Source organism: Pseudomonas sp. HY13-MNA-CIBAN-0226 (assembly GCF_040310305.1).
In the GTDB taxonomy this organism is placed as follows: Bacteria; Pseudomonadota; Gammaproteobacteria; order Pseudomonadales; family Pseudomonadaceae; genus Aquipseudomonas; species Aquipseudomonas gregormendelii.
In genome coordinates this window covers 147,104-172,503 of record NZ_JBEOPS010000016.1, presented here as the reverse complement: position 1 = coordinate 172,503, position 25,400 = coordinate 147,104, and the positions used below count along the sequence as shown (strand labels likewise).

The window sequence follows — 25,400 nt, the reverse complement described above, 5'->3', positions numbered from 1 at the left end:
CGGCACGGCAGCAGTGTTGAACATTCCAGGCAGCCAACCGGTTGCCCTTCAGGAGAGTCAGTGTGATCAACAAAAACAACAATAACTCTACGGTCATCGGTTCAAGCGCGTTTCAGGTCACCAGCCTGGCGGCGGCCATTGCGCTGGTGTCGACACCGGTATGGGCCGGTGAAACCATCGAGTTCGACAACGGCGCGACCATCGATTGGTCGGTGACCACCAGCTACGGCCTCGGTGTGCGTACGGGCAGCCAGAGCGATCGCTTGCTGACGGTCAACGCCGACGATGCCAACCGCAACTTCGACAGTGGCAGCCTGACCACCAACCGCGTAGGGGCGCTGGGTGAAATGATCCTGCGCAAGGACAACTACGGCGCGGTGGTGCGGGGCAGTACCTTCTATGACGATGTCTACCATCGCAAAAATGATAACGACTCGCCCGCCACTGTGAACAAGAACGGCAGCAACGACGAGTTCACCAGTGACACCCGTTACTACAGTGGTGGTCGCAGCAAACTGCTGGATGCCTACGTGTTCAGCGGCTGGCGCTTTGACAACAACACCATGCTTGACGTCAAGGCCGGTCGGCACATCGAATCCTGGGGCGAGAGTTTGTTCTACCCCGGTGTGAACGGCGTTCAGAACCCTTCCGACGCGGTCAAAGCATCCCAGCCGGGTGTTGAAGTGAAGGAGATTCTGTTGCCGGTGGGCCAGTTCTCCGGCTCTTTCCGCCTCAACCCCAACATCACCCTCGGCGCTTACGTGCAGTACGAATGGAAGGGTACTGAATTGCCGCCGGTGGGCAGCTACTTGTCGAGCAACGATGTGGTCGGGCCCGGGCGTGAATTCATCTATGCCAACGGCCAGAAGGTCGCCTACCGCGGCACCGACGAACCCCGCGATAGTGGCCAGTGGGGCGTTCAGGTTCGCTACCGCCCGGTACAGGCCATTGAACTGTCGCTGTTCCACGTCAATTACCACGACAAGAATCCGGCCACCGCCCTGGTCGGCTACGACCCGCGGCCAGTGGGCGGAGGCCTCAACGCCTTCGCCATCAATGGTTATCGGATCAAGTACTTCGAAGACATCAAGCTGACCGGCATCAGTGCCTCGACCAAGCTCGGCGATACCCAGATCGGCGCCGAATGGTCGTATCGCGACGGTGCGCCGGTGATGGTCAACACAGGTCTTGGGGCTGTCCCGGCCAGGGGCAAGGGCCAGCAAATGCAATTGTCAGCGTTGCGAATCCTGGGGGACCGTCCCTGGGCCAGTCAGACGACGCTGACCGCCGAAGTCATCCGGGTGCAGGTCGACAGCGTCGAAGCCGCTTCGGCCGCGCCGAACCTGCAGGGTGTAAACCTCCTTCCTTCCGTGGCATCTCTCGTGGCGGCTTCCGATGACTACACCTACAGCACCGGTGCAGGCTACCGCACCAAATCTTCCAGCGCCTACACCGTGGGCGCATCGTTCAGTTATCCGGGGGTTTTCCAAGGCTGGGATCTGGAAGTCCCCTTCAGTTTCTCCAATGTCTTCAGCGGTTCCACGCCCATGTCCGGAAGCATCTCCGGGGTGCAGGGCGACCGACGCCTGAGCATGGGCACCACGTTCAAGTACTTGAGCAACCTGGAAGTCGGCTTGAAATACATCGCCTATCTGGGCGAGGCGGACCCAATCGACCGTCCGTTCGCTGACCGCGACTACGCCACATTCTCGATGAAATACACCTTCTGATCGACCACAAAAGGTCCGCGGCGCCTTGTTGCGCCCGGACCTCAACACACTGGAAAAAGCCGCAGCGTAGCGCTTCGGCATGGAGGCACTAATGGGGCTCAAAGGGCATGCGGCCATTGTTGGCACCGCACAGTACAAACCGGAGAAGTATTCGACCGCACCCAAGATGTTTCACCTCGAGCAGGTCGCCGACCTGGCAGCGCAGGCCCTGCGCGATGCCGGCCTCAAGGCCTCGGACCTCGACGGGTTGGTGATCAACGGTCCACATTTTCATGAGGCCTCGGTGTTTGTACCGGCGATGGCTGCCGAGTACCTGGGCTTGCGACTGAACTTTGCCGAAGTGGTGGACCTGGGGGGCTGCACCTCGGTCGGTATGGTCTGGCGCGCCGCCGCCGCAATCGAATTGGGGCTATGCCAGGCCGTGCTATGCGTGATCCCTGCACGCATGGCGCCATTGGGGCCCGATGAGGATCCTGGCTGGATGGCCCGGTCCATGCGCTTTGGCGGGCATAGCACGGCATTCGGCGCGCCCGAGGCTGAATTCGATCTGCCTTACGGGCACATGGGTCAGAACACCGGCTACGCGATGATCGCCCAGCGTTATGCCGCGCACTACGACTACGACCAGCGGGCCATGGCCAAAATTGCCGTGGACCAGCGCACTAACGCCCTGGCCAATCCGCAAGCGATGTTCTATGGCCAGCCGTTGACCATCGAGCAGGTGCTGGCCAGCAAGATGGTGGCCGACCCCTTGCACGTCCTGGAAATCGTCATGCCGGTGGCCGGCGGCGCCGCGATGATTATCACCAACAAGGAAGTGGCCGCGCGGGCCCGCAAGCGTCCGGCCTTCATCACCGGGTTTGGCGAACACCTGGCATTCAAGTCGCCGTCCTATGCCGAGGACATGCTGCACACGCCAATTGGTCCGGCTTCCCAGCGAGCCTTTGCCATGGCTGGGCTCAAGCCACAAGACGTCGATGCCGCGCAGATCTACGACTGCTACACCATTACCACCTTGCTGACCCTTGAGGATGCCGGTTTCTGCGCCAAGGGTGAGGGCATGGCGTTTGTGCGTGAACACGACCTGACCTGGCGTGGTGATTTTCCGATGAATACCCATGGCGGACAACTGAGTTTCGGCCAGTCGGCCTCGGCCGGTGGCATGAGTCAGGTGATCGAGGCGGTGACGCAAATCGCTGGCACTGCCGGAGAACGGCAACTGGGTCGCTGCGACAGCGTCTACGTCTCGGGCACCGGTGGCGTAATGAGTGAGCAGGGCGCATTGATACTTCAGGGAGCATAAGCACATGTCCAACAACAAACCGATGCCCGTGGCGACACAGATCTCCGCGCCCTTCTGGGAGGGTCTGAAGGCTCGCCGACTCTTGATCCAGCAGTGCAATGCCTGTGCACACTGGAACTTCTACCCGCGCCGACATTGCCCTGTGTGCCTGGAACACGACCTGGCCTGGCGCGAAGTCGACGGCGCAGCAACGCTGTACAGCTATACCGTGACGCGCATCGCGACCTTGCCCGATTTCATGGATGAAATGCCGCAGAAACTGGCGGTGGTCGAGCTGGCCGAAGGGGTGCGCATCAACACCAACCTGGTCGGCCTTGAGGAAAACGAAATCGAGATCGGTATGGCCTTGCAGCCGGTGTTCGCCGAAGTCGACGCCAAGGGCAATCGTCTGCTGCGCTTCACCGGCACTGACAAGGATGCGGCGAGCCTTGAGCCGCTGCCCGCAATGGGCAGCGAGCCGGCGCCTTCAACGGCGGCACAACTTCCCGCGCGACAGGTCGACCTCAACGACGGGCCGGCCTTGCAGGCGCTGGTCAGTGAGCAATACAGCGACTGGAGCAATGTGGTGATGGTCGACCAGGCGCTGATCGACGACTTTGCGCGGTTGTCGGGGGACGATTACTGGATTCATACCGATCCGCAGCGGGCGCGGCTGCAAAGTCCATTCGGCGGCACCATTGCCCATGGTGCGCTGGTGCAAGTGCTGCAGTCGCGGATGAAATTGGCGTTGGGCTTCGAAATCAGCGGCTTCACCACTCAGATCAATTATGGCTCCGATCGCCTGCGCTTCCCTGCGCCTGTTCCAGCCGGCTCGCGCATCCATTCGCGGGCCCGGGTGAAAAAAGTCGAAATCCTGGCCCGTGGCACCCAGCTCACCCTGGAACTCAACATTCATGTGGTGGGCCAGGACCGGCCGTCGGTGATCAACGACCTGGTGATCCTGTACATGGCTTGATCGCCACCCAATCCAATGAGCGGTGATCTCCTGTGGGAGCGAGCCTGCTCGCGAAGAGGCCATACCTGTCGGCATCAATGCCCACTGGTCTACCACCATCGCGAGCAGGCTCGCTCCCACAGTTGCATAAGCCATTTGGACGATGTGCCACCCATTCCTTGCACCGACTATTGATCCAGAGGCAACGCCCATCTCGATTGCCTCGCATGCCTTGGTGCGTGACAAAAACAAGAGGATTGGCCCTATGACTTGCCTTATCCACGCCGTCCCCGAACAGGAGCGTTGCTCATGCGCTCGGTGATCGGCTACGCGGTCTGCCTGGTGGTCGCCTTGACCATTGGCTACACCTTTTCCCCCAAATCCCCTCCGCAAGCAGAACTGTTGGCCACGCGCCCGGACCGGGTGCAGATCAACGGCCTGCTCAATCTTGGCGCCCGAGTGGTGGCCGTGGGCGAACGTGGCAGCATTTTGCTCAGCGATGATCAGGGCGTCAGTTGGCAGCCAGCCAGCGTCGCCACGCAGCGCAATGCCACACTGACTGCAGTGGTGGCGCTTGACGCCAAGCGTTTGCTGACCGTGGGACATGATGGCTGGATCCTGCGTTCCGAGGATGCCGGCAGCAGCTGGCAGGAAATACGTTACGACAGCGATCTGGGCGAGCCGCTGCTTGGCATCTGGACCGGCGGTGGCGACAGCGTCATGGCGTTCGGTAGCTTCGGCAAGTTCTATCAATCTCTGGATGGCGGACAAACCTGGGCACCGCGGCAGCTGGACATCGACAGCGCGCACCTGAACAGCATGGCAGGTGGCAACGATGGCCGACGCATGCTGGTGGGCGAGCAGGGCCTGGTGCTGCGTACTACCGACAGCGGCCAGCACTGGCAGCCCCTGCCGGCGTTCTACAGCGGTTCGCTGTTCGGCATTGTGCGTTTGAGTGCGAACAACTGGGTGACCTACGGCATGCGCGGGCATGTGTTCGTCAGCCACGACTTCGGCGACAGCTGGACCCAGATCAAGCTCGGTAACCAACTGCCGTTGTACGGCCATGTGTTACTGCCCGATCACTCCGGCCTGGTGATCGTCGGGGCCGGCAGTTCGGTGGTACGCCTGGATGCACAGGGCGCGCTCGTCGGCGTCGGACGCCTGGCCGGTCTTGGCACGTTGACCTCGGCGACGATGGTGGGCTCGCGACTGCTGGTAGGTGGCGAGCGCGGCGTGTTGCAGGGCTCAGGTGGCAGCGTCGCTGCCCTAGTGGCCACACAGGCCACCCAGTAAATGAGAGGCGGTCAATGAATCAAGCTAAACACTGGGTGACGCGCTGCGTCGAAACGTGCGCCGACCACCTGATGGCCTGGCGCAAGGGGCTGCTGGTGTTGTTCGTCCTCGTGACGCTGGGCCTTGGCTACAGCGCCACCCATACGCAACTGGATCCGGGTTTCAACAAACAGATCCCGGTGCGTCACGAGTACATGATCAATTTTCTCCAGTTCAGCCGCTACTTCACGGGTGCCAACCGTTTCCTGGTCAGCGTGCGCTGGAAAGGCGAAGGCGACATCTACAACAACGAGTACCTGGAGACCCTGCGCAAGGTCACCGACGACGTGTTTTTCATTTCCGGGGTCAGTCGCCCCAGCGTGACGTCGCTGTTTACCGCGAATGTGCGCTATATCGAAATCACCGAAGAAGGGTTCTTCGGTGATGTGGTAGTGCCTCCGCGTTTCAGCGGTACTCCAGAAGACCTGGCGCAGGTGCGCAGCAACACGGCGGCCTCCGGGCAGGTCGGTCGTCTGGTGGCCAACGACCTCAAGTCGGCCATGGTCCGCGCCGACTTGCAGGACGTCGATCCCAAGACTGGCCAGCCGGTGTCCTATGTCGAGATCGCCAAGCGTCTGGAAGAGGTCCGCAGCAAGTACAACAGCCCCAATATCGAGATCAACATTGTCGGCTTCGCCAAACTGGTGGGGGATGTGGTTGAAGGGTTGAACACGGTGATCGGTTTCTTTGTGGTGGCCTTCGTCATCACCGGGTTGCTGCTGTGGCTGTATTCGCGGTCCCTGCGCCTGACAGTAGTGGCGTTGCTGGTCGCGTTGCTGCCGGTGGTCTGGTTGCTGGGTGTGCTGCCGCTGCTGGGCCTGGGGATCGATCCGATGTCGATCCTGGTGCCATTCCTGATTTTCTCCATCGGCGTGTCCCATGCGGTGCAGATGACCAACGCCTGGAAACAAGACGTGCTGGCCGGCAGTACGTCGAAGGAAGCGGCGCGCTCGGCGTTCTGCAAGATCTTTATCCCCGGCTCCCTGGCCTTGCTGATGAATGCCCTGGGCTTCGCAGTGATCATGATGATCGACATTCCGATCGTTCACGAATTGGGCGTGACGGCCTGCATCGGCGTCATGTTGATGATCATCACCAACAAACTGATGCTGCCGGTGATCATTTCCTACCTGCGGCTGGAACCTGCGCTGTTGCGTCGGGCGCAATCGCGGCCGGCGGGCAGGCACCCCCTGTGGTGGCGCTTGTCGGCACTGGCCGAGCCTGGGCCTGCCCTTGGGGTATTTGTTGTCAGTCTGTTGCTGCTGGCGGCCGGGGCCTACAAGGCTCGCGACCTGGCAGTGGGTGATATCGGCGCGGGCGCGCCGGAACTGCGCGCTGATTCGCGCTACAACCAGGACAACGCCAGGATCATCAGCAGCTACTCCATCGGGCTGGATGTGATGTCAGTGTTCGTCCAGGTCAAGGGTGTCGAAGAGGGCTGCTTGTCGCCTACCGTGATGCGCGCGGTGGAAGCCTTCGATTTCCACATGCGTACCGTCTCGGGTGTGCAGTCGATTCAAAGCGTGGCGGACATGGGCAAACGGGTGATTGCTGGCAACAACGAAGGCAATCCGCGCTGGGCGGCGATACCGGGATCACCCCGCGGCCTGAGTCAGGGCGCTCGGGCCTATATGCCGGATGATGGCCTGGTCACCGACGGTTGCCAGCAGATGCAGATCCTGGTGTTCCTCACCGACCACGAAGGCAGCACGGTCAGCCATGCGATCACTGAAGCGAGGCGGATCATTGCCGAAGTCAGCTCGCCGCAAGTCGAGTTCCTCCTGGCGGGTGGCAACGTGGGGGTTATGGCGGCCTCCAACGAGGCGGTCAAGCGTGCGGAAGTGATCATGCTCGGGGCGTTGTTTGGATCAGTGGCACTGTTTTGCTGGCTGACTTTCTTATCCATCCGCGCGGTGTTGTGCATTCTGGTGCCGCTGGCGATTGTCGCGATTCTGTGTAACGCACTGATGACCATGCTCGGTATCGGCCTGAAGGTCTCCACCTTGCCTGTCATGGCGCTGGGTGTCGGAGTGGGCGTGGACTACGGCATTTACCTGTACGAACGTATTCAGCACGAAATGCTGCGCGGAGCCAATCTGCGCGAGGCGTTCTACCAGGCCATGTGCCAACGCGGCACGGCGGCGGTATTCACGGCCGTGACCATGTCCATTGGCGTGTGCACCTGGGCGTTCGCACCGCTGAAGTTTCAGGCTGACATGGGTGTGTTGCTGTCGTTCATGTTTCTGGTCAACGTGCTGGGGGCAATTTTCCTCCTTCCGGCGCTGGCCGCCTGGTTCAATCGTGGGCGGCCGTTGGTCGCCGACAGAATGCGCCAGCCGGTGCCGTTACAAGGGCAGTTTCGTCTGAAAAACAGCCCGGCCGAGCGTGATCGAGGAGGCGAAAAATAAACCTGTCCGACCTATTGTGGAGTCCGCACACACTAGGGAAACTGGCTGAGAAGTTGCAGTCGAATGAGGGGGAACCCGGGTTCCCCCAGCCGAAATTATAAAAATAACAAGGGAAGGGCGCAGTCCTTACCCGAGCGAGATAAGACTATGCAAAACGCTGACTTGACGCACCAGGCCCTGGCCAGTCTTGGCCTCGATCTCACGCACTACAACCAGTTGGTGGGCGAAATCTACGAAGGCGCCCTGGATCCAAAGCTGATGGCCCACGCCCTTCGAAGCTTTCTCAAACTCTACGGTGCCAACTACGTCACCTTGATCCTGCGGGTGCCGGAGCAACCCGAAACCGGCGTGATGATCATCGTCGGTGACATCGAAGGCGCCGGTGATATCTGCTACATGACCTACCCGCAAATCGATTCGCCGTTCTCCAACCAGCCGCTGGACCATGTGTTCACCGTGGACGACCTCATGAGCGCAACGCAATGGGAGCAGAATGGCTACTACAAAATGTTCTGCGAACCCTATGACGTGTACCACTTAATGTGTGCCGATATTTCCACACCGGACGGCGGCAAACTGCGCTTGCGCATGACTCGCCCCAAACGGGCTCCCAACTTCTCTGCCCACGACCGCGCAGTGTGCGCCAGCTTCCTGCCTCACCTGCGACGTGCCTCCCAACTGCATAACTTGCGAGACCGCAGTGAATCGCTGAGCGAGTTGTACTCCCAGGCCATCAGCCGGTTATCGGTGGCGACCCTGGTGCTCGACGAGAGCGGCAGTGTGTTGCAGATCAATCCCGTGGCCCAGGAAATCCTTTCCCGTTCCGATGGCTTGAAACTGGTGGGCGGACGCCTTGAGGCGACGTATCCCAGCGATAACCGTGAGTTGCAACGCCTGATTCGTGGCGCGTTCTGTCCCGATGCCCCAAAAAGCGCCGAGGCCATGTCGGTTACGCGTCCATCCGGCTTGGTCAACCTCGGCGTGGTCGTCGAATCGATTCCATCACTGGACTGGGCAGAGGAGAAGGGGCAACCGGCGGCGTTGGTGTATATCCGCGATGCGTCGAGCAAATCCCTGGCCAGTGAAGTGGTGACCAAGCAGCTGTTCAACCTGACCAAGGCCGAAACCGCCCTGGCCATGGAACTCGCCAACGGCTTGTCCCTGGAGGAAGCTGCCGAAGTGCTCAATATCCGGCGCAACACCGCGCGGGCACACTTGCGCTCCATCTTCTCCAAGACCGGAGTGCGACGCCAGACGGAACTGGTGCGCATCATGCTCAACAGCGTGGTTGCCTTGGGCAAGCCGCAACTCGCGTTGAAGGTGGCCGAAAAAATCAAGGTGCCCCCGCTGCGACTGGCCGTGCCGATCTACCGTCAGGCCTGATCCTGCCCACCCTTCGCCGGGCCATTCGCCGCCCGGCGTAGCTAACATTCACGCAGCACATTTTTAGTCCGCACAGACGATGCCGTCCCGTGATCGCCCTGTCGATACTGGGCGGACCAATCACGGAGAATCACCATGCCAATTACAGCCATCACCGGCAGCGCCTCGGGAATCGGGGCGGCCGTATCTGCGGCCATGCGCGCCGCCGGGCATCAGGTCATAGGGATCGATCGCAGTAACGCCGAAGTGATCGCCGACCTGTCCACTGCGCAAGGGCGTGAGGCCGCCATCGGGCAAGTGCTTGAACTCAGCGGAGGGGTCCTCGATGGGCTGATCTGTTGCGCCGGGGTCGGTGTCACGGCATCCAACTGCGGTTTGATCCTTGCGGTGAATTACTTCGGCGTCAGCCAGTTGCTCGACGGCCTGCAGGGAGCGTTGGCCAAGGGCCAACAGCCGGCTGCGCTGGTGATCGGCTCGGTGGCGGCGACTCATTCCGGGCCCGATGGCCAGCCGATGACCGACGCGATGATCGCGGGTGAAGAGGCCCGGGCGCTTGAGTTGGCCAACGACCTCGGTCAACCGCACGTCGCCTATGCTGCTTCCAAATGTGCCATCAGCCAGCATGCCCGTAGCCTGGCGGTGAGCTGGGGCAAGCAGGGCATGCGTTTGAACGTAGTCGCGCCGGGTGCGGTTGAAACGCCATTGCACCAGGCCTCGCTGGACGATTCGCGTTTTGGCCAGGCTACCCGCGAATTTGTCGCACCTCTGGGTCGTGCCGGACAACCTGCGGAAATTGCCGCAGTAGTTGCCTTCCTGCAATCGCCCCAGGCTTCGTTTATTCATGGCAGTGTCGTGTTCGTCGATGGCGGCATGGACGCCATGGTCCGCGCCACGCGCTTCTAAAAAGGAACTTGCATGAACAAAGTGGCATTCATCACCGGCGCCAGCCGGGGCATCGGCCGTGAGGCGGCGCTGGCATTCGCCCGCGCCGGCTTCGACCTGGCGATCAGCGCCCGTACCCTCAACGAGGGGGAACAACATGAGCATGCCCTGCGCGACGCCGCCGGGGCGCCCCTGGCCGGCAGCCTCAATGGTACTGCGCAGGCCTTGCGTGATCTGGGGTGCCGGGTGCTCGTCGTGCCGATGGATTTGCTCGACAGCGCCTCGGCCCTGGCCGCCTGCCAGGCGGTGCTGGCCGAGTACGGGCGCATCGACGTGCTGATCAATAACGCGATCTACCAGGGCAGTGACCTTAATGCCGGATTCATGGACCTGCAGGCCCAGACCCTGGAACGGATGTTCCAGGGCTACATTCTCACCCCGTTCCTGCTGACCAAGGCGGTTGCCGAGCACATGGTGGCGCGCGGGGGCGGGGTGGTGATCAACGTCACTTCCGGTGCCGGCGAAAGCGACCCACCGGTAGCTGCGGGCAAGGGCGGCTGGGGTTATGCGTACGGGGCCGGCAAGGCGGCAGTGTCGCGATTGTCCGGGGTGTTGACCACTGAACTGGGGGAGGCTGGCGTGCGCGCCTATACGCTCAATCCTGGCGTAGTCACCACAGAGGCACTCAAGGCGACCATCGGCGACAAAGGCCTGATCGCCCTGCGTGCCGGCAGCGCTCCACCCCACGTGCCGGCGGCGGTGATGCTGTGGCTGGCCACGGCGGAACAGGCATCCGGGTTTCAACGGCGGACCATTGCTGCGCAGCCGTTTGCGCTGGAGCACGGCATCGTCGCCGATTGGCGTTGACAGAAACTGCTTGTGAAAGCGGTGGGCCAGTTGGCATAGAGGGCGACGGGCATGGCCTCATCGCGGGCAAGCCCGCTCCCACAGTTTCGGTGTCGTACACAAAACCTGCGTACATCACTTATCCTGTGGGAGCGGGCTTGCCCGCGAAAGCGTCGGAGCGGGCTGTGGGATCTTTACGCCTGCCGCCGCTGGCGGGCGAGGGTCATGGCGGTGTCTTCGATCATGTCTTCCTGGCCGCCGACCATGCCGCGGCGACCCATTTCGACCAGGATTTCCCGGGCCGACACGCCGTATTTTTTCTCGGCGCGCTTGGCGAACAACAGGAAGGAACCATAGACCCCGGCGTAGCCCATGGTCAGGGCATCACGGTCGCTGCGGATCGGGAAGTCCATGATCGGCACCACCAGGTCTTCGGCCACGTCCTGGATCCCGAATACGCTGACACCCGTGTCGATCCCCATGCGATCACACACTGCCACCAGCACCTCCATCGGCGTGTTACCTGCGCCAGCACCGAGGCCCGCGCAGGCGGCGTCGATGCGGTTGGCCCCGGCGGCAATCGCGGCGATGGAGTTGGACACACCCATCGACAGATTGTGATGGCCATGAAAACCGATCTCGGTCCCTGGCTTGAGGGCTGCCCGCATCGCCGCCACACGTGCACTGACTTCATGGGGCAGCAGGTAGCCCGCCGAGTCGGTCAGGTAGATGCAGTTGGCGCCGTAGCTTTCCATGAGCAAACCTTGCTTGACCAGGCCCTCGGGGCTGTTCATGTGAGCCATCATCAGGAAACCGACGGTGTCCATGCCCAGGCCGCGGGCGTGGGAGATGTGCTGCTCGCTGACATCGGCCTCGGTGCAATGGGTGGCCACCCGGATGGTGTTGACGCCCAGTTCATGGGCCATTTTCAGATGATCGACTGTACCGATGCCCGGTAGCAGCAGCGCAGAAACCTTGGCCTTTTTCATCAGCGGGATTACCGCCGACAGGTATTCTTCGTCGGTGTGGGCCGGGAAGCCGTAGTTCACCGAACTGCCGCCGAGCCCGTCACCGTGGGTGACTTCGATCAGCGGCACGCCGGCCGCGTCAAGGCCGCAGGCGATGTCCTTCATCTGTTGCAGGCTGATCTGGTGACGCTTGGGGTGCATGCCATCGCGCAGGCACATGTCGTGGACGGTAATGCTTTTGCCGCGAAGATCCATGGTCTTTTCCTTATGCGTTGGCGGTTAAGCCGGTGGCTTGCAGAACCAGTTCGCCCTTGAGGATTTCCTCGGCGAACATCTCGGCCGTGCGTGCCGCCGCAGCCGTCATGATGTCGAGGTTGCCGGCGTACTTGGGCAGGTAGTCGCCCAGGCCTTCGACCTCCATGAAAATCGACACCCGATTGCCGTCGAACACCGGGCCATTAACCAGCTTGTAGCCGGGCACATAGCGCTGCACTTGCTCGATCATGGCCTCGATAGCGGCCGTGATCGCCGGCTGGTCGGGCTCAGTGACTGTCAGGCAATGCACGGTATCGCGCATGATCAGCGGCGGCTCGGCGGGGTTGATGATGATGATTGCCTTGCCTTTCTTCGCGCCGCCGACTTTTTCCACTGCCCTGGAGGTGGTACGGGTGAATTCGTCGATGTTTTTTCGGGTGCCGGGCCCGACTGATTTGGAAGCGGCGGTGGCGATGATTTCGGCATATTCTACCGGTTGTACGCTGGACACCGCTGCCACCAGCGGAATGGTGGCCTGGCCGCCGCAAGTGACCATGTTGACGTTCATGACGCCCAGGCCCAGTTGAGCCTTGAGGTTGACCGGCGGTACGCAATACGGGCCGATGGCTGCTGGCGTGAGGTCGATCATCAACACGCCCAAGGCATTGAGTTTGCGCGAATTTTGCGCGTGCACGTAGGCCGAAGTGGCATCGAAGGCAATCTGGATCTGGTCTTCCAGCACATGAGGCAGCAATCCGTCGACACCCTCGGCCGTGGTCTTCAGGCCCAGCTCGCGAGCCCGGGCGAGGCCTTCGGAGGTGGCGTCGATGCCCACCATCCACACCGGTTCCAGCACGTCACTGCGCATCAATTTGTACAACAGGTCGGTTCCGATGTTGCCCGGCCCGATCAGCGCGCATTTGATCTTTTTGTTCATGGTCTTTGGCTCCAGGAAGGGAGAAAGGGAAGGGCGTGCAGGGTGATCAAGGGACAAAGCGCAGGCTGGCTTCGCCCAGGCCACTCATGGAAAGACTGATGTGGTCACCGGCGACTACGGGCACCAGCGGCGCCAGGGCACCGGAGAGAATGATCTCGCCGCGGCGGAACGGAATGCCCAGCTCGCCCAGGGTATTGGCCAGCCAGGCCACGGCTGCGCAGGGGTGGCCTTGTACCGCCGAGCCCAGTCCCGAGCCTGCCGGCTGGCCGTTTTTAAGCATTTGCATGTGCACGGCGGCAAGGTCCAGCGAGCGCGGATCGGTGCGCTGGGCGCCAAGGGCAAACACGCCACAGGAAGCGTTGTCGGCCACGGTGTCCTGGATACGGATCTGCCAGTCATCGATTCTTGAGTCGACAATCTCGAAACACGGCACGACCCATTGACTGGCAGCGAGTACGTCCTCGGCGCTGATGCCGGGGCCTTGTAAATCTTCGCCGAGAATAAAGGCGATCTCGCCCTCGGCCCTCGGCTGGATCAGGTTGTAACGGGCGAGGCTGACTTCGCAGCCATCCTCGACCTGCATGGCATTGGTGAGGAAACCGAAGTCTGGCTGGTGCACGTCCAGCATTTCCTGTACGGCGCGGCTGGTCACCCCGATTTTCTTGCCAATCACCTGCTCGCCAAGTGCCTCGCGACGTTGCAGGAAGTGCAAGGAAATCCGGTAGGCCTGTTCCAGGGTGATCTGAGGGTAGCGCCGGGTCAGAGGCGCCAGGGTCTGACGGCTGCGCAAGGCGTTGAACAATTCGTCGCCAAGCGTGTTGATCAAATGAGCGTCCATGGCAGGGCTCCAGTCATGTGGAAAAAAAACCCGCCCGGCGTCATCAGGGGCGGGCCAAAAACAGCTGCTTAGCCGGGCCAGACCGACGAGTCTGCGCCGCCATCGACGTCGATAACCTTGCCAGTCACCCAGGCCGAGGCCGGGCTGGCCAGATACAGCGCGGCGGCAGCAATATCTTGCGGGGTACCCAGGCACTTGAGTGGAGTGTTGCTTTCCATGACTTGGCGCATGGCACTCGGCATCACGCCATTGAGCGCTTCAGTCAGGGTAGGGCCGGGTGCGACAGCGTTGACCCGAACCTGCGGTGCGAAGTCCTGGGCCAGCAGGCGGGTCAGATGGCTGAGGGCAGCCTTGGCGGTGCCGTAGGCACTGAAATGGCGCTGCGCATAGCGTGCCGCTACCGAGCTGATATTGATGATGTTGCCGCCGCCTGCCTCGCGCATCAGCGGCACACACAATTGGCAGAAGGCGTAGCTGGTGGCGACGTTGAAGTTCAGCACCTGAGCGAACTGCTCGGGCGACATCGCCAGCGGATCATTCGGACCGCCACCGCCGACATTGTTCACCAGGTGAGTGATACGACCCATTTGCTCCACGCTCTGACGCACCAGCGCATGGCGTTGCTCGGCGTCGTTGACGTCACACGCGACCGCCAGGGCGCGTCGTCCAAGGCCGCGAACTTCTTCGGCCACGGCCTGGACTTCGTCCAGTGACCGCGCCGAGCACACCACATCTGCGCCGGCTTCGGCGTACGCCAAGGCAATCGCCCGACCGATTCCCCGGCCGCTGCCGGTGACGATGGCGACGCTGCCGTGCATCTGGAAACGCTGCAAAATACTCATGGCCCTTGCTCCGTGGGGTCGATGGTTGATGGGTTGACTATCGTCGCAACGACCGTAGCCAGCATCGTCTCAATGGACTATCAAGCAGGGCACATACCCCGTAGGAGCTGCCGCAGGCTGCGATCTTTTGATCCTGCTTCTAAATAACAGGATCAAAAGATCGCAGCCTGCGGCAGCTCCTACCCAGGAAGAACCCGGCTCTCGCAACCGGTGCAAACCGTACGGCCCCCTAGTCCGCTTTGACGATGAATGATCGTGCGCTCGATCCGATGATTGATCACAACTCGCGCAGTGGCGCAGTGAGATCGGGAGAGTTGAGTGATGCACAGCATGCGAGAAAAGACCCAGGACGAACGATATCTGATTGAGCGTGCGCGCAGCATGGTGCCCGCCCTCAAGGCGCGCACGGCGCAGGCCGACAAGGACTTGAAGATACCGGTGGAGACCGTGCTCGAGTTGCAGTCCACTGGACTGCTACGGGCCATGCAGCCACGGGCGTTTGGTGGATATGAAGTGGACCCGCGCACCTTCTTCGAAATCCAGACCATCCTTGCCGAAGGCTGCATGTCCACTGCCTGGATATATGGCGTGATGGGGGTTCATCCATGGCAACTGGCCCGTTACCCGATTGAAACCCAGCGCGAAGTCTGGGCGGATGACCACAATGCATTGATCTGCTCGACCTACATGCCGGCGGCCAGGGTCACGGTGGTCGAGGGCGGTTACCGCATCAGCGGGCGCTGGGGGTTCTCCAGCGGCAGTGAGCACTGCCAATGGGTGCTTCTGGGAGGAATACTGCCGCCCGATGGCGAACAGGCCGCCGAGCACGGCACCTTCCTGTTGCCACGCAAGGACTACCAGATTGAGCGCAATTGGGACGTCATGGGCCTGCGCGGCACCGGAAGCCATGACATCACGGTCGAGGATGTATTCGTCCCCGCCCATCGCGTGCAGCGCACCAATAACTGGACGCTCGATGCGACGCCCGGGCGCCACGTCAACACCAACCCGATCTACGCGATCCCGTTTGCCCAGGTGTTCTCCCGCGCCGTCTCCACATCGGCCATTGGCGCCCTGCAGGGTGCGATCAACGAGTTCCGTGACAATGCCGCCAAACATATCGGCAAGCACGGTGCCCGTACCGCAGACGATCCTGTGGCGCAAACCGCCATTGCCGAAGCGATGATCACCGTCGACAGCCTGCGCCTGGTGCTGGAACGCAACTACGAGCACCTCATGAGCCTGGCCCGCGCCGGCGAATACCCGGATACCGAAACCCGGCTGTTGTATCGCTACCAGTCGGCCTACGTGACCAATATTTGCGCTGAACGGGCCAACGACCTGCTGCGCAGCATGGCCGCTTCAGGCTTGTACAACACCAACCCGGTGGCGCGACTGTTCCGCGACCTGCACCAGGCACGTGGACACATTGCCAACAATTACATGGCTTACGGGCGCAGTTACGGCGCGGTGATGCTGGGTTTGCCCAATCCGGACCCTTACGTCTGAAGCCATGGCGCCCGTTTTGACTCCTTGGGTCTACACCCGCCCGTAATACACGGGCAGGTGGTCATGAGTAGCTGATCTATGAACAATTATCTTGCCCTGCGTGTGGCACGAGTGATCGAGGAAACCGCCGATGCGCGCTCCCTGGTTTTCGACGTGCCGGAGCATCTGGGTGAACGCTTCCACTATCAACCCGGCCAGTTCCTGACCTTGCGAGTGCCCTTCGAGGGCGGTTGGCTGCCCCGTTGCTACTCATTGTCGAGCACGCCATTGCTGGATGAGCCCTTGCGGGTAACGGTCAAACGTGTGCACGAGGGCCGCGCTTCGAACTGGCTGTGCAGCGAGTTGCAGGCCGGCCAGACCCTGGAGGTACTGCCACCTGCCGGGGTATTTGTGCCGCGTAGCCTCGACGGCGATTTACTGCTGTTCGGCGGCGGCAGTGGCGTGACCCCGGTGCTGTCGATCCTGCGTTCGGCGTTGCTCGCCGGAACCGGCCGGGTCTTGCTGATCTACGCCAACCGCGATGAATCCTCAGTGATTTTCCGCGATGAACTCCGGCACCTGGCCAGCGCCCACCCGCAACGCTTGCAAATCGTCCACTGGCTCGATTCGGTACAGGGCATCCCAAGCGTCGGACAACTGGCCGAACTGGCGCGGCCGTTTATCGATGCGCAGGCGTTCATTTGTGGACCGGGCCCGTTCATGGACGCCGCCGTCAATGCGTTAAAGGACCTGGGCATGCCGGAGCGCCGAGTGCATGTCGAGCGGTTCGTGTCGCTGCCCGGCGAAGGCGAGCTGCCACAGGTGGCAAGCATCGAGGCTGCAGTGGCCGCCCAACTCGCCGTGCGCCTGGATGGCGAGGACCACCACTTGGCCTGCGACACCGGCGAGACCTTGCTGGCTGCGATGGAACGTGCCGGTCTCAAGCCTCCCAGCGCCTGCCGCGTGGGTGGCTGCGCTTCGTGCATGTGCACGCTGGTAAGCGGCGATGTCGAGCTGCTGCACAACGATGCCCTGGATGCGGGTGACCTGGCCGAAGGCTGGATTCTTGCCTGTCAGGCAGTGCCCACCAGCGCGCAATTGCGTATCCGCTTTCCAGAGTGAAGCCCCCAATGATGCCAAGCCCGAGCCCACGATGAATCAGAGCCTGAATCTTGCCGCGCCCCTGAGCGCCGCCCCCGTCAACTTTGCCCAGTTAGTCTTCAGTAGCGCCGAACGTCACGCCGGTCGCACTGCCATTGAGGACAACGGCCACTGCATCGACTACGCCCAACTGCCCGAACGCGTCATGAGCTTTGCCCGGGGCCTGATGGCTGTGGGTATCCAGCCCGGTGACAGGGTCGGTATCTGGGCCCCGAACAGCGGTGACTGGATCCTCGCCGCGCTGGGCATTCAGTGTGCAGGTGCGGTGCTGGTGCCGATTAACACGCGCATGAAGGGGCTTGAGGCCGCCGATGTGCTGGAACGCAGCGGCTGCCGGCTGTTGTTTGTCCAGCAGCGATTTCTCGATGTGGATTACCCGGCGCTCCTCGCACCCCATCGACCGGCCAGCCTCCAGCATCTGGTGATACTCGATGGCGATACGCCCGAATCGCCTGCGGACCTGACGCTTCAACAGTTTCTGTGTGGTGCGGTAACCGTCGATGCCGACAGCGCCAGGCAACGCGCATTAGCGGTCGACCCCCAGGCCATGTGCGACCTGTTGTTCACGTCCGGCACCACCGGCAAACCCAAAGGTGTGATGAGCGGGCATGGCCAGAACCTGCGGGCTTTTACTGAATACGTCAAGGTCATCGGCCTGGTGCCGGGTGACCGTTACCTGATCGTAAACCCGTTCTTTCATGCCTTCGGCTATAAAGCCGGCTGGCTGACTTGCCTGATCGGCGGAGCGACCATCCTGCCCCATGCGGTGTTCGACGCCGAACAAGTGTTCCAGCGCATCGCCCGCGAGCGCATCAGCGTCTTGCCCGGCGCGCCGACCCTGTACCTCTCGCTGCTTGCGCATCCGCAGCTCAAGCAGACCGACCTGTCGAGCTTGCGCATCGCGGTGACCGGTTCAGCGAGTATTCCGCCGAGCCTGATAGAACGCATGCGCAACGAGTTGGGGTTTGCCGTGGTGACCACTGCCTACGGCCTGACCGAATGCGGGGGGCTTGCGACTATCTGCGACCCACAAGACTCGGCGCAGGTGATCGCCGGCACCAGCGGACGGCCTATTGCCGGCACTGAAGCAAGTATTCGCGATCCGCATAACCAGGCGCTGGATCCAGGGCAAACCGGTGAGATCTGCCTGCGTGGCTTTCACATCATGCAGGGCTATTTCCAGGACCCCGAAGCGACCCGCGAAGTCATCGACGCCGATGGCTGGCTCCACACCGGCGATGTCGGGCGCCTGGATAAAGCGGGCAACCTGATCATCACCGATCGACTGAAAGACATGTTCATCGTCGGTGGCTTCAACTGCTACCCGGCGGAAATCGAAGCGGCATTGATCCGGCATCCGGCGATTGCCCAGGTGGCGGTGATTGGCATTGCCGATGAGCGCATGGGCGAAGTCGGCTGTGCCTGCGTTGTGCTGCGCGAGGGCGCAGAGCTCGACGAGGCACAACTGATTGCCTGGAGTCGTGAGCAAATGGCCAATTACAAGGTGCCGCGCCAGGTGCGTTTTTTCCGCGCCTTGCCGCTCAATCCGTCGAGCAAGGTTGTGAAGAGCGAACTGCGCGCGATGGTGGCCAATGGCGTGCTGGCGTAACAAACGCTCATCTCACCAAACGGACGATGTGCGCGAAAGTGGTTTTTTTCATGCTGTGAGGACACAAGCCAGAACAACAAAAAAGGAGATGAGCATGTTTACCCGAAACCTTGTTGCGCGCCGTCCGGGGAGAACGATCGATGGACGCTGCCTGTTGGCGACAGCCATCACGGTGGCCAGTGCCACGGCCAGCGCCGCGCCGACCGTCGAATTGGGGGAAAACACCACCCTGGATTCGTCGCTGACGGTCAACTACACCGCCTCCATGCGTACCGCCAAGCAGGCCAGTCAATACCTCAATGACCCGAACAACGACGACGGCACGCGAAATTTCAAGCGCGGCTCATTGATCAATAACCGCCTGAGTCTGTTCGGCGAACTGCAACTCAAACATGACAACCTCGGTGCGGTAGTGCGCGGGAGTCAGTTCTATGACGATGTCTACAACCAGAAAAACGCCAACGACTCGGCGCAGACGGTGAACAAGACCGGACACAACGACGGCTTCAGTGACGAAACCCGCCGGCTGAGCGGCAGCACCGCGCGGCTGCTCGATGCCTATGTGTATGGCAACTTCGACGTCGGCGAGACCCAGTATCTGTCGCTCAAGGCCGGGCGGCACCTGGTGGCATGGGGCGAGAGCCTGTTCTGGGCCAACATCAGCCAGGGGCAGGCCCCGGTGGATGCCACCAAATTCAATGTGCCGGGTACCGAGGCCAAGGACTCGTACCTGCCGGTGGGGCAGGTGTCCGGGTCGTGGTCGCTGAACGAAGACCTGGCGCTGGTCGGCTATTACCAGTACGAATGGGAAAAAACCCAGCTCAACCCTGTGGGCGATTATTTCGGCAGCGACACCTTCGGACCCGGTGCCGAGTTCTATCGTCTGGGCGCTGGGGTAGTCGACAGCCTGCCAAACGGCCTGGCGGTCGGTTATGCCGGTGAAAAAGACGCCAGAGACAGCGGCCAATGGGGGGTGGGGGTACGCTACCGAATCACCGAAAACACCGAAGTGGGGCTGTTCCACTACCGCTATCACGAGCGGGTGGGCTCATTATTCTTCGACTTTACGGGTAACACCCAATACTCATCGCTCAAGGGCATCGGTCATGATTCCAGCGCACCGACCTATCGCCTGGGGTACTTCGAAGACGTAGAACTGACCGGGATCAGCTTCAGCTCCAAGGTCGGCGACTCGGTGCAGTACGCCGGTGACCTGAGCTACCGTGATGGCGCCTCGGTCTACCTCAACAACGGTGCGCCGACTACCGGGCAGATCTGGCAAGGCAACCTCAACGCCTCGTACATCCTCGGCCCAAGCATGCTGGCCCAACAGACCACCGTGATGGGCGAAGTGGTGCATCAACACATCGACGGGGTGGACAGCCTGACCATCACCGGTGGCGGAGCTGGCGTTGACGGCACCTTTGACCAGTTCGAGTCGCAGACCCAGACCCGTGGCTCGACCCTGCTGGGCGTGGGCGTCTACATGGACTACCCGTCCATCGCCAACGGCCTGGACCTGAGCACCAAGGTGGTATGGACACAGAACCTCGACGGTAGCGCCTACCAGGGCCTGGGGCGCGACGAGAAGCGCCTGACTGTGGGGGGAGACTTCAAGTATCTGGGTAACTTTCAGGTTGGCATGACCTATATCGCCTACTTGAGTTCTCCGGATGTCGCCCAGGGGCGGTTCCTGGCTGACCGGGATTACCTGTCGTTGAACGCCAAATACACCTTCTGAAGATTATCGCTGCGTCGCGACGTGGCGACGCAGCGCTTCGTTTTTAGCCTGATAAAAATAAAGAGGCCTGCCATGAACCCTCGTTCAATCCCATCTGCGTTCAGCCCCGTCAAGATCGGACCGCTGATCCTGAAGAACCGCTTTATCAAGGCCGCCACCAATGAGGGCATGAGCGCCCAGGGTGTGCCTTCCAAACAACTGGTCAAGCTGCACTCGTCCCTCGCCGCTGGCGGAATCGCCCTGACCACCGTGGCTTACTGCGCAGTGAGCACTGATGGCCGCACCTTGCCCAACCAGTTGATCCTCGCTCAATCCAGCGTGCCGCACTTCAAGGCCCTGACCGACGCCGTGCACGAGTCCGGTGGCCTGGCCAGCGCGCAGATCACCCATGGTGGCTGCTTCACCTTTATTCGCGAGCGCTCAACCAAACGTCCGCTTTCAGCCAGCGGAGGCTTCAACAAGATAGGCCTGATGAGTGGCATGTTTCTCAAGCAGGCGATGAACGAAGCCGATATGCAGCAAGTGGTGCACGATTTCGTCCAAGGCGCGCGGCTGGCGCGCCAGGCAGGTTTTGACGCAGTGGAAATCCACATGGGTCATGGCTACTTGTTGAGCCAGTTCATTTCGCCGATGTACAACAAGCGCCGCGACCAGTACGGCGGCAGTCTGGAAAACCGCCTGCGCTTTCCGCGACGGGTGCTGCGCGCGGTGCTCGATGCGGTCGGCCAGGAGATGGCGGTGATCTGCAAATACAGCATCACCGAAGGCGTGCGCGCCGGTAACAGTGCCGAAGACGGAGCCCAGATCGCCCGCATGCTGGAGGATGAAGGCGCGCACTTGCTGGTGCTCAGCGCCGGGATGAACGCGGAATCGATCACCACCATGTTCGGCTCTTCCTTTCCCAAGGAAAACCGCGTGCAGCAGAAAAACAAGATCATCGCCCTGGCCATGGCCATTCAGCGCCGTAAAGAGCCGACGGTAGAGTTCCGCGAGCTGTATCTGTTGGAACACGCGCGCAAAGTACGCGCGGCGGTCAAGATGCCCCTGGCTTACCTGGGCGGAGCCAAGAGCCTGTCGAGCATTGAACAGGTCATGGCCGAGGGCTTTGACCTGGTCGCCATGGGGCGGGTGTTGCTGGCCGAGCAAGACTACGTCAATAAACTCGCCAGCGGCGTCAGTCGCGATTCGATTTGCACGGCCTGCAACCGCTGCGTGGCAATGATGTACACCCCCGGCGGCACGTCCTGCGTACTGGGCAAGCCCGGCGACGCCGAGTTGAACCGTCAGCCAGCAGCGGGGTAACGGATATACGTCAAGGCCCGGCTCCGGGGGAACGAGGCTTGCCGGCGAAGAGAGATAACGCGGTGCAGCACGTACACCGCGCCGCCCGGATCAGCCGTGTTGCAGGAAGTCGATGCAGCTGCGGTTGAACAATTCCCGGTGTTCCACCTGGACCCAATGCCCGCAACGGTTGAGCACGATAAACCGGGCATTGGCCGCACCGTCAATGATGCGCTGGGCACCACTGACAGGGTTGAAGTGATCGTCGGTACCCCAGAAGCCCAGGATCGGGCATTGGATCTCACCCAGGCGCGCCTGCATGTTCTGAACCATCATGGTGCTGAACAGGTTTTTCGGCTGGGTCGCTGCCACCGCTACGCGTTCCTGTAGCAGGCTTTCCGGCAGAATCGAATCGTCGAACAGCTGCAGGCGCATCATGCTGCGCATCTCTTCCATTCCGATGGGACCAGCGCTGAACAGGCTGACCATGCGTACGATGCCTTCCATCTTGAAGTAGGTCTCGCGTTCTTCGACACCGCCCGGAGCCAGCAGGATCAGGCTCTGTGGCAGTTGCGGCAGGCGCAGGGCCAGGCCAAGGGCGATCGCGCCCCCCAACGAATTACCCAGCAGCGTGCAACGCCGCACGCCGATGCACTCCAGGAACGCGGCCACGCAGTCGACGAAAAAATCGAGGTTGTACTGGACGTCCTCGGGCTTGTCCGATCGGCCGAAACCCGGGAGGTCAAGCACGATGTTGCGATAGCCCGCGGCTGCCAATTGCGGGTAGTTGCCTTTGAAGTTGCTGAAGCCACTGGCGCCCGGCCCGCTGCCGTGCAGCCACAGCACCACGGGGCCTGCTCCCTCATCCAGATAGTGCAGACACAGGCCGTTTGGCAGGTTTGCGTAATGGCCGACGGGCAGGGGCAAGTCTACGGATTGGTTCATGGGGTTCTCCATTGTCTGCGGATTCATGACGCGCAGCCATGCCAGGCACTGCAGCCGATTGAATGCAGCGAGTTGAAGGGGGACGCGGAGACTGACGTGGTGCGCGCAATGCTAATGCTGGGGGCTGACAGCGCTGCACACATCGTCCGTTCAGACCACTCAGGCGCTAGTCCCATCGGACGATGTGTGCCCAGGCGCTTACCGCTAATCATGCAGGGGACGGCTCCATTGCAAGGGCAGCGGGCCGCAGCGTATTTGCACATTCGGAGATTGCTATGAAGTTACTCAACAAAGTGGCGTTCGTGACCGGTGCCGCCCAGGGCATGGGCCAGGCCATCGTGCGTGGTTTTGTCGCCGAAGGCGCCAAGGTGGTGGCTGTGGACCTCAATCAGGCGGCCCTGGCCGAGAGCCTGGCGGATCTGGGTGACCAGGTACTGGCCCTGGCCTGTAACGTCGGTGACGGTGCGTCCGTGGCGGACGCCATGGGCCAGGCGGAGCAGCACTTTGGCGGCCTCGACATCCTGGTCAATAACGCCGGCGTGGGCGCGCTGGACAGCTTCCTCGATACCCCGGACGAGAGCTGGGCGCGGGTGATCGGGGTCAACCTGGGTGGAACCTTCCTGTGCTGCCGTGAAGGCGCCAGGCTGATGGTCAAGGGTGGCCGCAAGGGCGCAATCATCAACCTCTCCAGCACTGCCGCGCTGACCGGTGATGGCCCAAGCCACTACTGTGCCTCGAAAGCCGGCGTGATGGGCCTGACCCGCTCAATTGCCCGTGAACTGGCAGCCAGTGGCATACGCGTCAACACCCTGGTGCCGGGCCCCACCAACACCCCAATGATGGCGGGCATCCCCGATGACTACATGCAGGCGCTGCTGAAAAACGTGCCCTTGGGCCGCATGTGCGAAACCGACGAGATCGCCAGGGTCGCGGTGTTCCTGGCCAGCGAAGACGCCAGCTTCATGACCGGGCAGAACATCGCCGTCAACGGTGGCATGGCCTTTATCTAATCAGGGAGACACTCATGAGCAAGCGTTTACAAGGAAAAATCGCCTTCGTTACCGGCGCCGGTTCCGGCATTGGCGAAGCCACCGCGCTGCGATTCGCCGAAGAAGGCGCCACTGTGGTGTTGTGCGGTCGTCGCATCGAACCGTTGCAAGGTGTGCAGGAGAAAATCCTGGCCCAGGGTGGGCAGGCCGACATCGCCGTGGCCGATGTCAGCAATGAGCAGGCCTACGTCGACGCGCTTCAAGCGACTGCACAACGGCACGGGCGTCTGGACATTCTGGTCAACAACGCCATGGCTTACACGTGGGGTGGTATCGACACAATGACCACCGCAGACTGGCACGCCAACTTTGCGACCACCGTGGACGGCACCTTCTGGGGCACCCGTACCGCGATGCAGTTGATGAAAGAGCAGGGCGGTGGTTCGATCGTCAATATCGCGTCTATCTGCGGCCTGTTCGGCACCGCCTGGATGGCCGGCTACTCCGCGGCCAAGGCGGCGGTCATCAACTTCAGCCGTGCGGCGGCCAGCGAAGGCGCACCGCACAACATTCGCTGCAACGTGATCATCCCGGGCGTGGTTGATACCCCGGCCACAGCCGGCATGCTGGGTGACGCCAAGACCCGTACCAACACTGAAAAAGTGATCCCGATGAAACGGGTCGGCCTGCCGGTGGAGCTGGCCAACGCGATTCTGTTTCTGGCCAGCGACGAGGCTTCGTACGTCACCGGCGCCAGCCTGGCGGTCGACGGCGGGCGCGGTTCGGACCTGTACACGGTGCTCGACTGATGAGCCAGGACTCGAGCGCATTGCTTGCGCGCATCGATCGACTGGAGTCGCTGGACGCGATTCGCCAACTGGCCGGCAAATATGCCCTGGCGCTGGACATGCGTGATATGGATGCCATGGCCAACTGCTTCGCCCCGGACGTGCGCGTGGGGCGCGACAAGAGCGGCCGGGCGCACCTGAAGGTGTGGCTGGACGAAACCATGCGCAAGCAATTTCACGGCACTTCACATCACTTGGGCCAACACATCATTGAGTTCAGCGATGCCGATCACGCCACCGGCGTGGTGTATTCGAAGAACGAACATGAGACCGGTCCCGAGTGGGTCATCATGCAGATGCTGTACTGGGACGACTATGAGCGAATCGACGGGCGCTGGTGCTTCCGTCGCCGCTTGCCATGCTACTGGTATGCGACCGACCTGAACAAACCACCCATCGGCGGTTTGAAAATGCGCTGGCCCGGGCGCGAACCGTACGCCGGCTCCTTCCACGAACTTTTCCCTTCCTGGGAGGATTTCTGGACACAGCGCCCGGACAAGGACGCCTTGCCGCAGATCGCCGAGCCGGCTCCGCTGGAAGGCTTTCTCAAAGCGCTGCGTCGCGGGGCCGATGACCCCAGGATTCGTGTGCGCTGAAGGGCCGATCGTTCCCGAGCATGGAGCGTTACCAGTGAAATCAGAAGGGGGAGCTTGCTCCCCCTTGCTGTGTCTGCATCT

General features: G+C 61.7%; 21 protein-coding genes. 16 read left to right on the top strand and 5 right to left on the bottom strand.

Annotated features, from left to right (window positions below; genetic code table 11):
- The first annotated feature begins 62 nt into the window (after positions 1-62).
- From AAEZ05_RS18765 to AAEZ05_RS18730, 8 genes are all read left to right on the top strand, one after another.
- The gene (locus AAEZ05_RS18765) at positions 63-1,730 is read left to right on the top strand and encodes a DUF1302 domain-containing protein (protein WP_350648424.1); all 1,668 of its coding nucleotides are present in this window, start codon (positions 63-65) and stop codon (positions 1,728-1,730) included.
- A gap of 91 nt (positions 1,731-1,821) precedes the next feature.
- Complete coding sequence (locus tag AAEZ05_RS18760; protein ID WP_045058537.1) at positions 1,822-3,033, top strand: thiolase family protein; 1,212 nt, start codon at positions 1,822-1,824, stop codon at positions 3,031-3,033.
- 4 nt (positions 3,034-3,037) lie between these two features.
- Positions 3,038-3,988 carry a bifunctional OB-fold nucleic acid binding domain-containing protein/MaoC family dehydratase gene (locus AAEZ05_RS18755; RefSeq protein WP_205893610.1) on the top strand — a complete coding sequence of 317 codons (951 nt, stop codon included), beginning with the start codon at positions 3,038-3,040 and terminating at the stop codon, positions 3,986-3,988.
- A gap of 288 nt (positions 3,989-4,276) precedes the next feature.
- The gene (locus AAEZ05_RS18750; protein ID WP_045058535.1) at positions 4,277-5,263 is read left to right on the top strand and encodes a WD40/YVTN/BNR-like repeat-containing protein; all 987 of its coding nucleotides are present in this window, start codon (positions 4,277-4,279) and stop codon (positions 5,261-5,263) included.
- Positions 5,264-5,277: 14 nt separating this feature from the next.
- A complete protein-coding gene (locus tag AAEZ05_RS18745) occupies positions 5,278-7,710 on the top strand; it encodes an efflux RND transporter permease subunit (protein ID WP_350648422.1) in 2,433 nt (810 codons plus the stop codon).
- Positions 7,711-7,857: 147 nt separating this feature from the next.
- Positions 7,858-9,093, top strand: coding sequence for a helix-turn-helix transcriptional regulator (locus tag AAEZ05_RS18740; RefSeq protein ID WP_045058533.1), 1,236 nt, complete (start codon positions 7,858-7,860; stop codon positions 9,091-9,093).
- Between the two features lie 135 nt (positions 9,094-9,228).
- Positions 9,229-9,996, top strand: coding sequence for an SDR family oxidoreductase (locus AAEZ05_RS18735; protein WP_045058532.1), 768 nt, complete (start codon positions 9,229-9,231; stop codon positions 9,994-9,996).
- 12 nt (positions 9,997-10,008) lie between these two features.
- Positions 10,009-10,842, top strand: coding sequence for an SDR family NAD(P)-dependent oxidoreductase (locus AAEZ05_RS18730; RefSeq protein WP_045058531.1), 834 nt, complete (start codon positions 10,009-10,011; stop codon positions 10,840-10,842).
- Positions 10,843-11,015: 173 nt separating this feature from the next.
- On the opposite strand, the gene dmpG is transcribed toward AAEZ05_RS18730, so the two are convergent.
- The 4 genes from dmpG to AAEZ05_RS18710 all read right to left on the bottom strand — a co-directional run bounded on the left by dmpG (position 11,016) and on the right by AAEZ05_RS18710 (position 14,661).
- Positions 11,016-12,044: a 4-hydroxy-2-oxovalerate aldolase gene (dmpG, locus tag AAEZ05_RS18725; RefSeq protein ID WP_045058530.1), complete on the bottom strand. Its 1,029-nt coding sequence runs from the start codon at positions 12,042-12,044 to the stop codon at positions 11,016-11,018.
- Positions 12,045-12,054: 10 nt separating this feature from the next.
- A complete protein-coding gene (locus AAEZ05_RS18720) occupies positions 12,055-12,981 on the bottom strand; it encodes an acetaldehyde dehydrogenase (acetylating) (protein WP_122839829.1) in 927 nt (308 codons plus the stop codon).
- Positions 12,982-13,027: 46 nt separating this feature from the next.
- Positions 13,028-13,819 (bottom strand): fumarylacetoacetate hydrolase family protein, encoded by a 792-nt coding sequence (locus tag AAEZ05_RS18715; RefSeq protein WP_045058528.1) that lies wholly within the window; start codon positions 13,817-13,819, stop codon positions 13,028-13,030.
- A gap of 68 nt (positions 13,820-13,887) precedes the next feature.
- The gene (locus AAEZ05_RS18710; RefSeq protein WP_045058527.1) at positions 13,888-14,661 is read right to left on the bottom strand and encodes a glucose 1-dehydrogenase; all 774 of its coding nucleotides are present in this window, start codon (positions 14,659-14,661) and stop codon (positions 13,888-13,890) included.
- A gap of 321 nt (positions 14,662-14,982) precedes the next feature.
- Here AAEZ05_RS18710 and AAEZ05_RS18705 point away from each other — a divergent pair, with 321 nt between their 5' ends.
- The 5 genes from AAEZ05_RS18705 (at position 14,983) to AAEZ05_RS18685 (ending at position 21,962) form a co-directional block, all read left to right on the top strand.
- Positions 14,983-16,170 carry an acyl-CoA dehydrogenase family protein gene (locus AAEZ05_RS18705; RefSeq protein ID WP_350648418.1) on the top strand — a complete coding sequence of 396 codons (1,188 nt, stop codon included), beginning with the start codon at positions 14,983-14,985 and terminating at the stop codon, positions 16,168-16,170.
- Between the two features lie 78 nt (positions 16,171-16,248).
- Complete coding sequence (locus tag AAEZ05_RS18700) at positions 16,249-17,271, top strand: 2Fe-2S iron-sulfur cluster-binding protein (protein WP_350648416.1); 1,023 nt, start codon at positions 16,249-16,251, stop codon at positions 17,269-17,271.
- Between the two features lie 31 nt (positions 17,272-17,302).
- Positions 17,303-18,919 carry a FadD3 family acyl-CoA ligase gene (locus tag AAEZ05_RS18695; protein WP_045058524.1) on the top strand — a complete coding sequence of 539 codons (1,617 nt, stop codon included), beginning with the start codon at positions 17,303-17,305 and terminating at the stop codon, positions 18,917-18,919.
- Positions 18,920-19,013: 94 nt separating this feature from the next.
- Positions 19,014-20,660, top strand: coding sequence for a DUF1302 domain-containing protein (locus tag AAEZ05_RS18690; protein ID WP_052672974.1), 1,647 nt, complete (start codon positions 19,014-19,016; stop codon positions 20,658-20,660).
- A 72-nt stretch (positions 20,661-20,732) separates the two neighbouring features.
- Positions 20,733-21,962 (top strand): NADH:flavin oxidoreductase, encoded by a 1,230-nt coding sequence (locus AAEZ05_RS18685; RefSeq protein ID WP_205893619.1) that lies wholly within the window; start codon positions 20,733-20,735, stop codon positions 21,960-21,962.
- Positions 21,963-22,052: 90 nt separating this feature from the next.
- On the opposite strand, the gene AAEZ05_RS18680 is transcribed toward AAEZ05_RS18685, so the two are convergent.
- Positions 22,053-22,886: an alpha/beta fold hydrolase gene (locus AAEZ05_RS18680; RefSeq protein ID WP_350648413.1), complete on the bottom strand. Its 834-nt coding sequence runs from the start codon at positions 22,884-22,886 to the stop codon at positions 22,053-22,055.
- Positions 22,887-23,161: 275 nt separating this feature from the next.
- Here AAEZ05_RS18680 and AAEZ05_RS18675 point away from each other — a divergent pair, with 275 nt between their 5' ends.
- Genes AAEZ05_RS18675 through AAEZ05_RS18665 form a run of 3 tightly spaced genes read left to right on the top strand, consistent with a single transcriptional unit; the run spans position 23,162 to position 25,319 of the window.
- A complete protein-coding gene (locus AAEZ05_RS18675; RefSeq protein ID WP_045058521.1) occupies positions 23,162-23,896 on the top strand; it encodes an SDR family NAD(P)-dependent oxidoreductase in 735 nt (244 codons plus the stop codon).
- Positions 23,897-23,910: 14 nt separating this feature from the next.
- Positions 23,911-24,684 (top strand): SDR family NAD(P)-dependent oxidoreductase, encoded by a 774-nt coding sequence (locus AAEZ05_RS18670; protein ID WP_045058520.1) that lies wholly within the window; start codon positions 23,911-23,913, stop codon positions 24,682-24,684.
- Positions 24,684-25,319 carry a nuclear transport factor 2 family protein gene (locus AAEZ05_RS18665; RefSeq protein WP_045058519.1) on the top strand — a complete coding sequence of 212 codons (636 nt, stop codon included), beginning with the start codon at positions 24,684-24,686 and terminating at the stop codon, positions 25,317-25,319. The genes AAEZ05_RS18670 and AAEZ05_RS18665 overlap by 1 nt, the downstream gene beginning before the upstream one ends.
- Positions 25,320-25,400 lie beyond the last annotated feature (81 nt).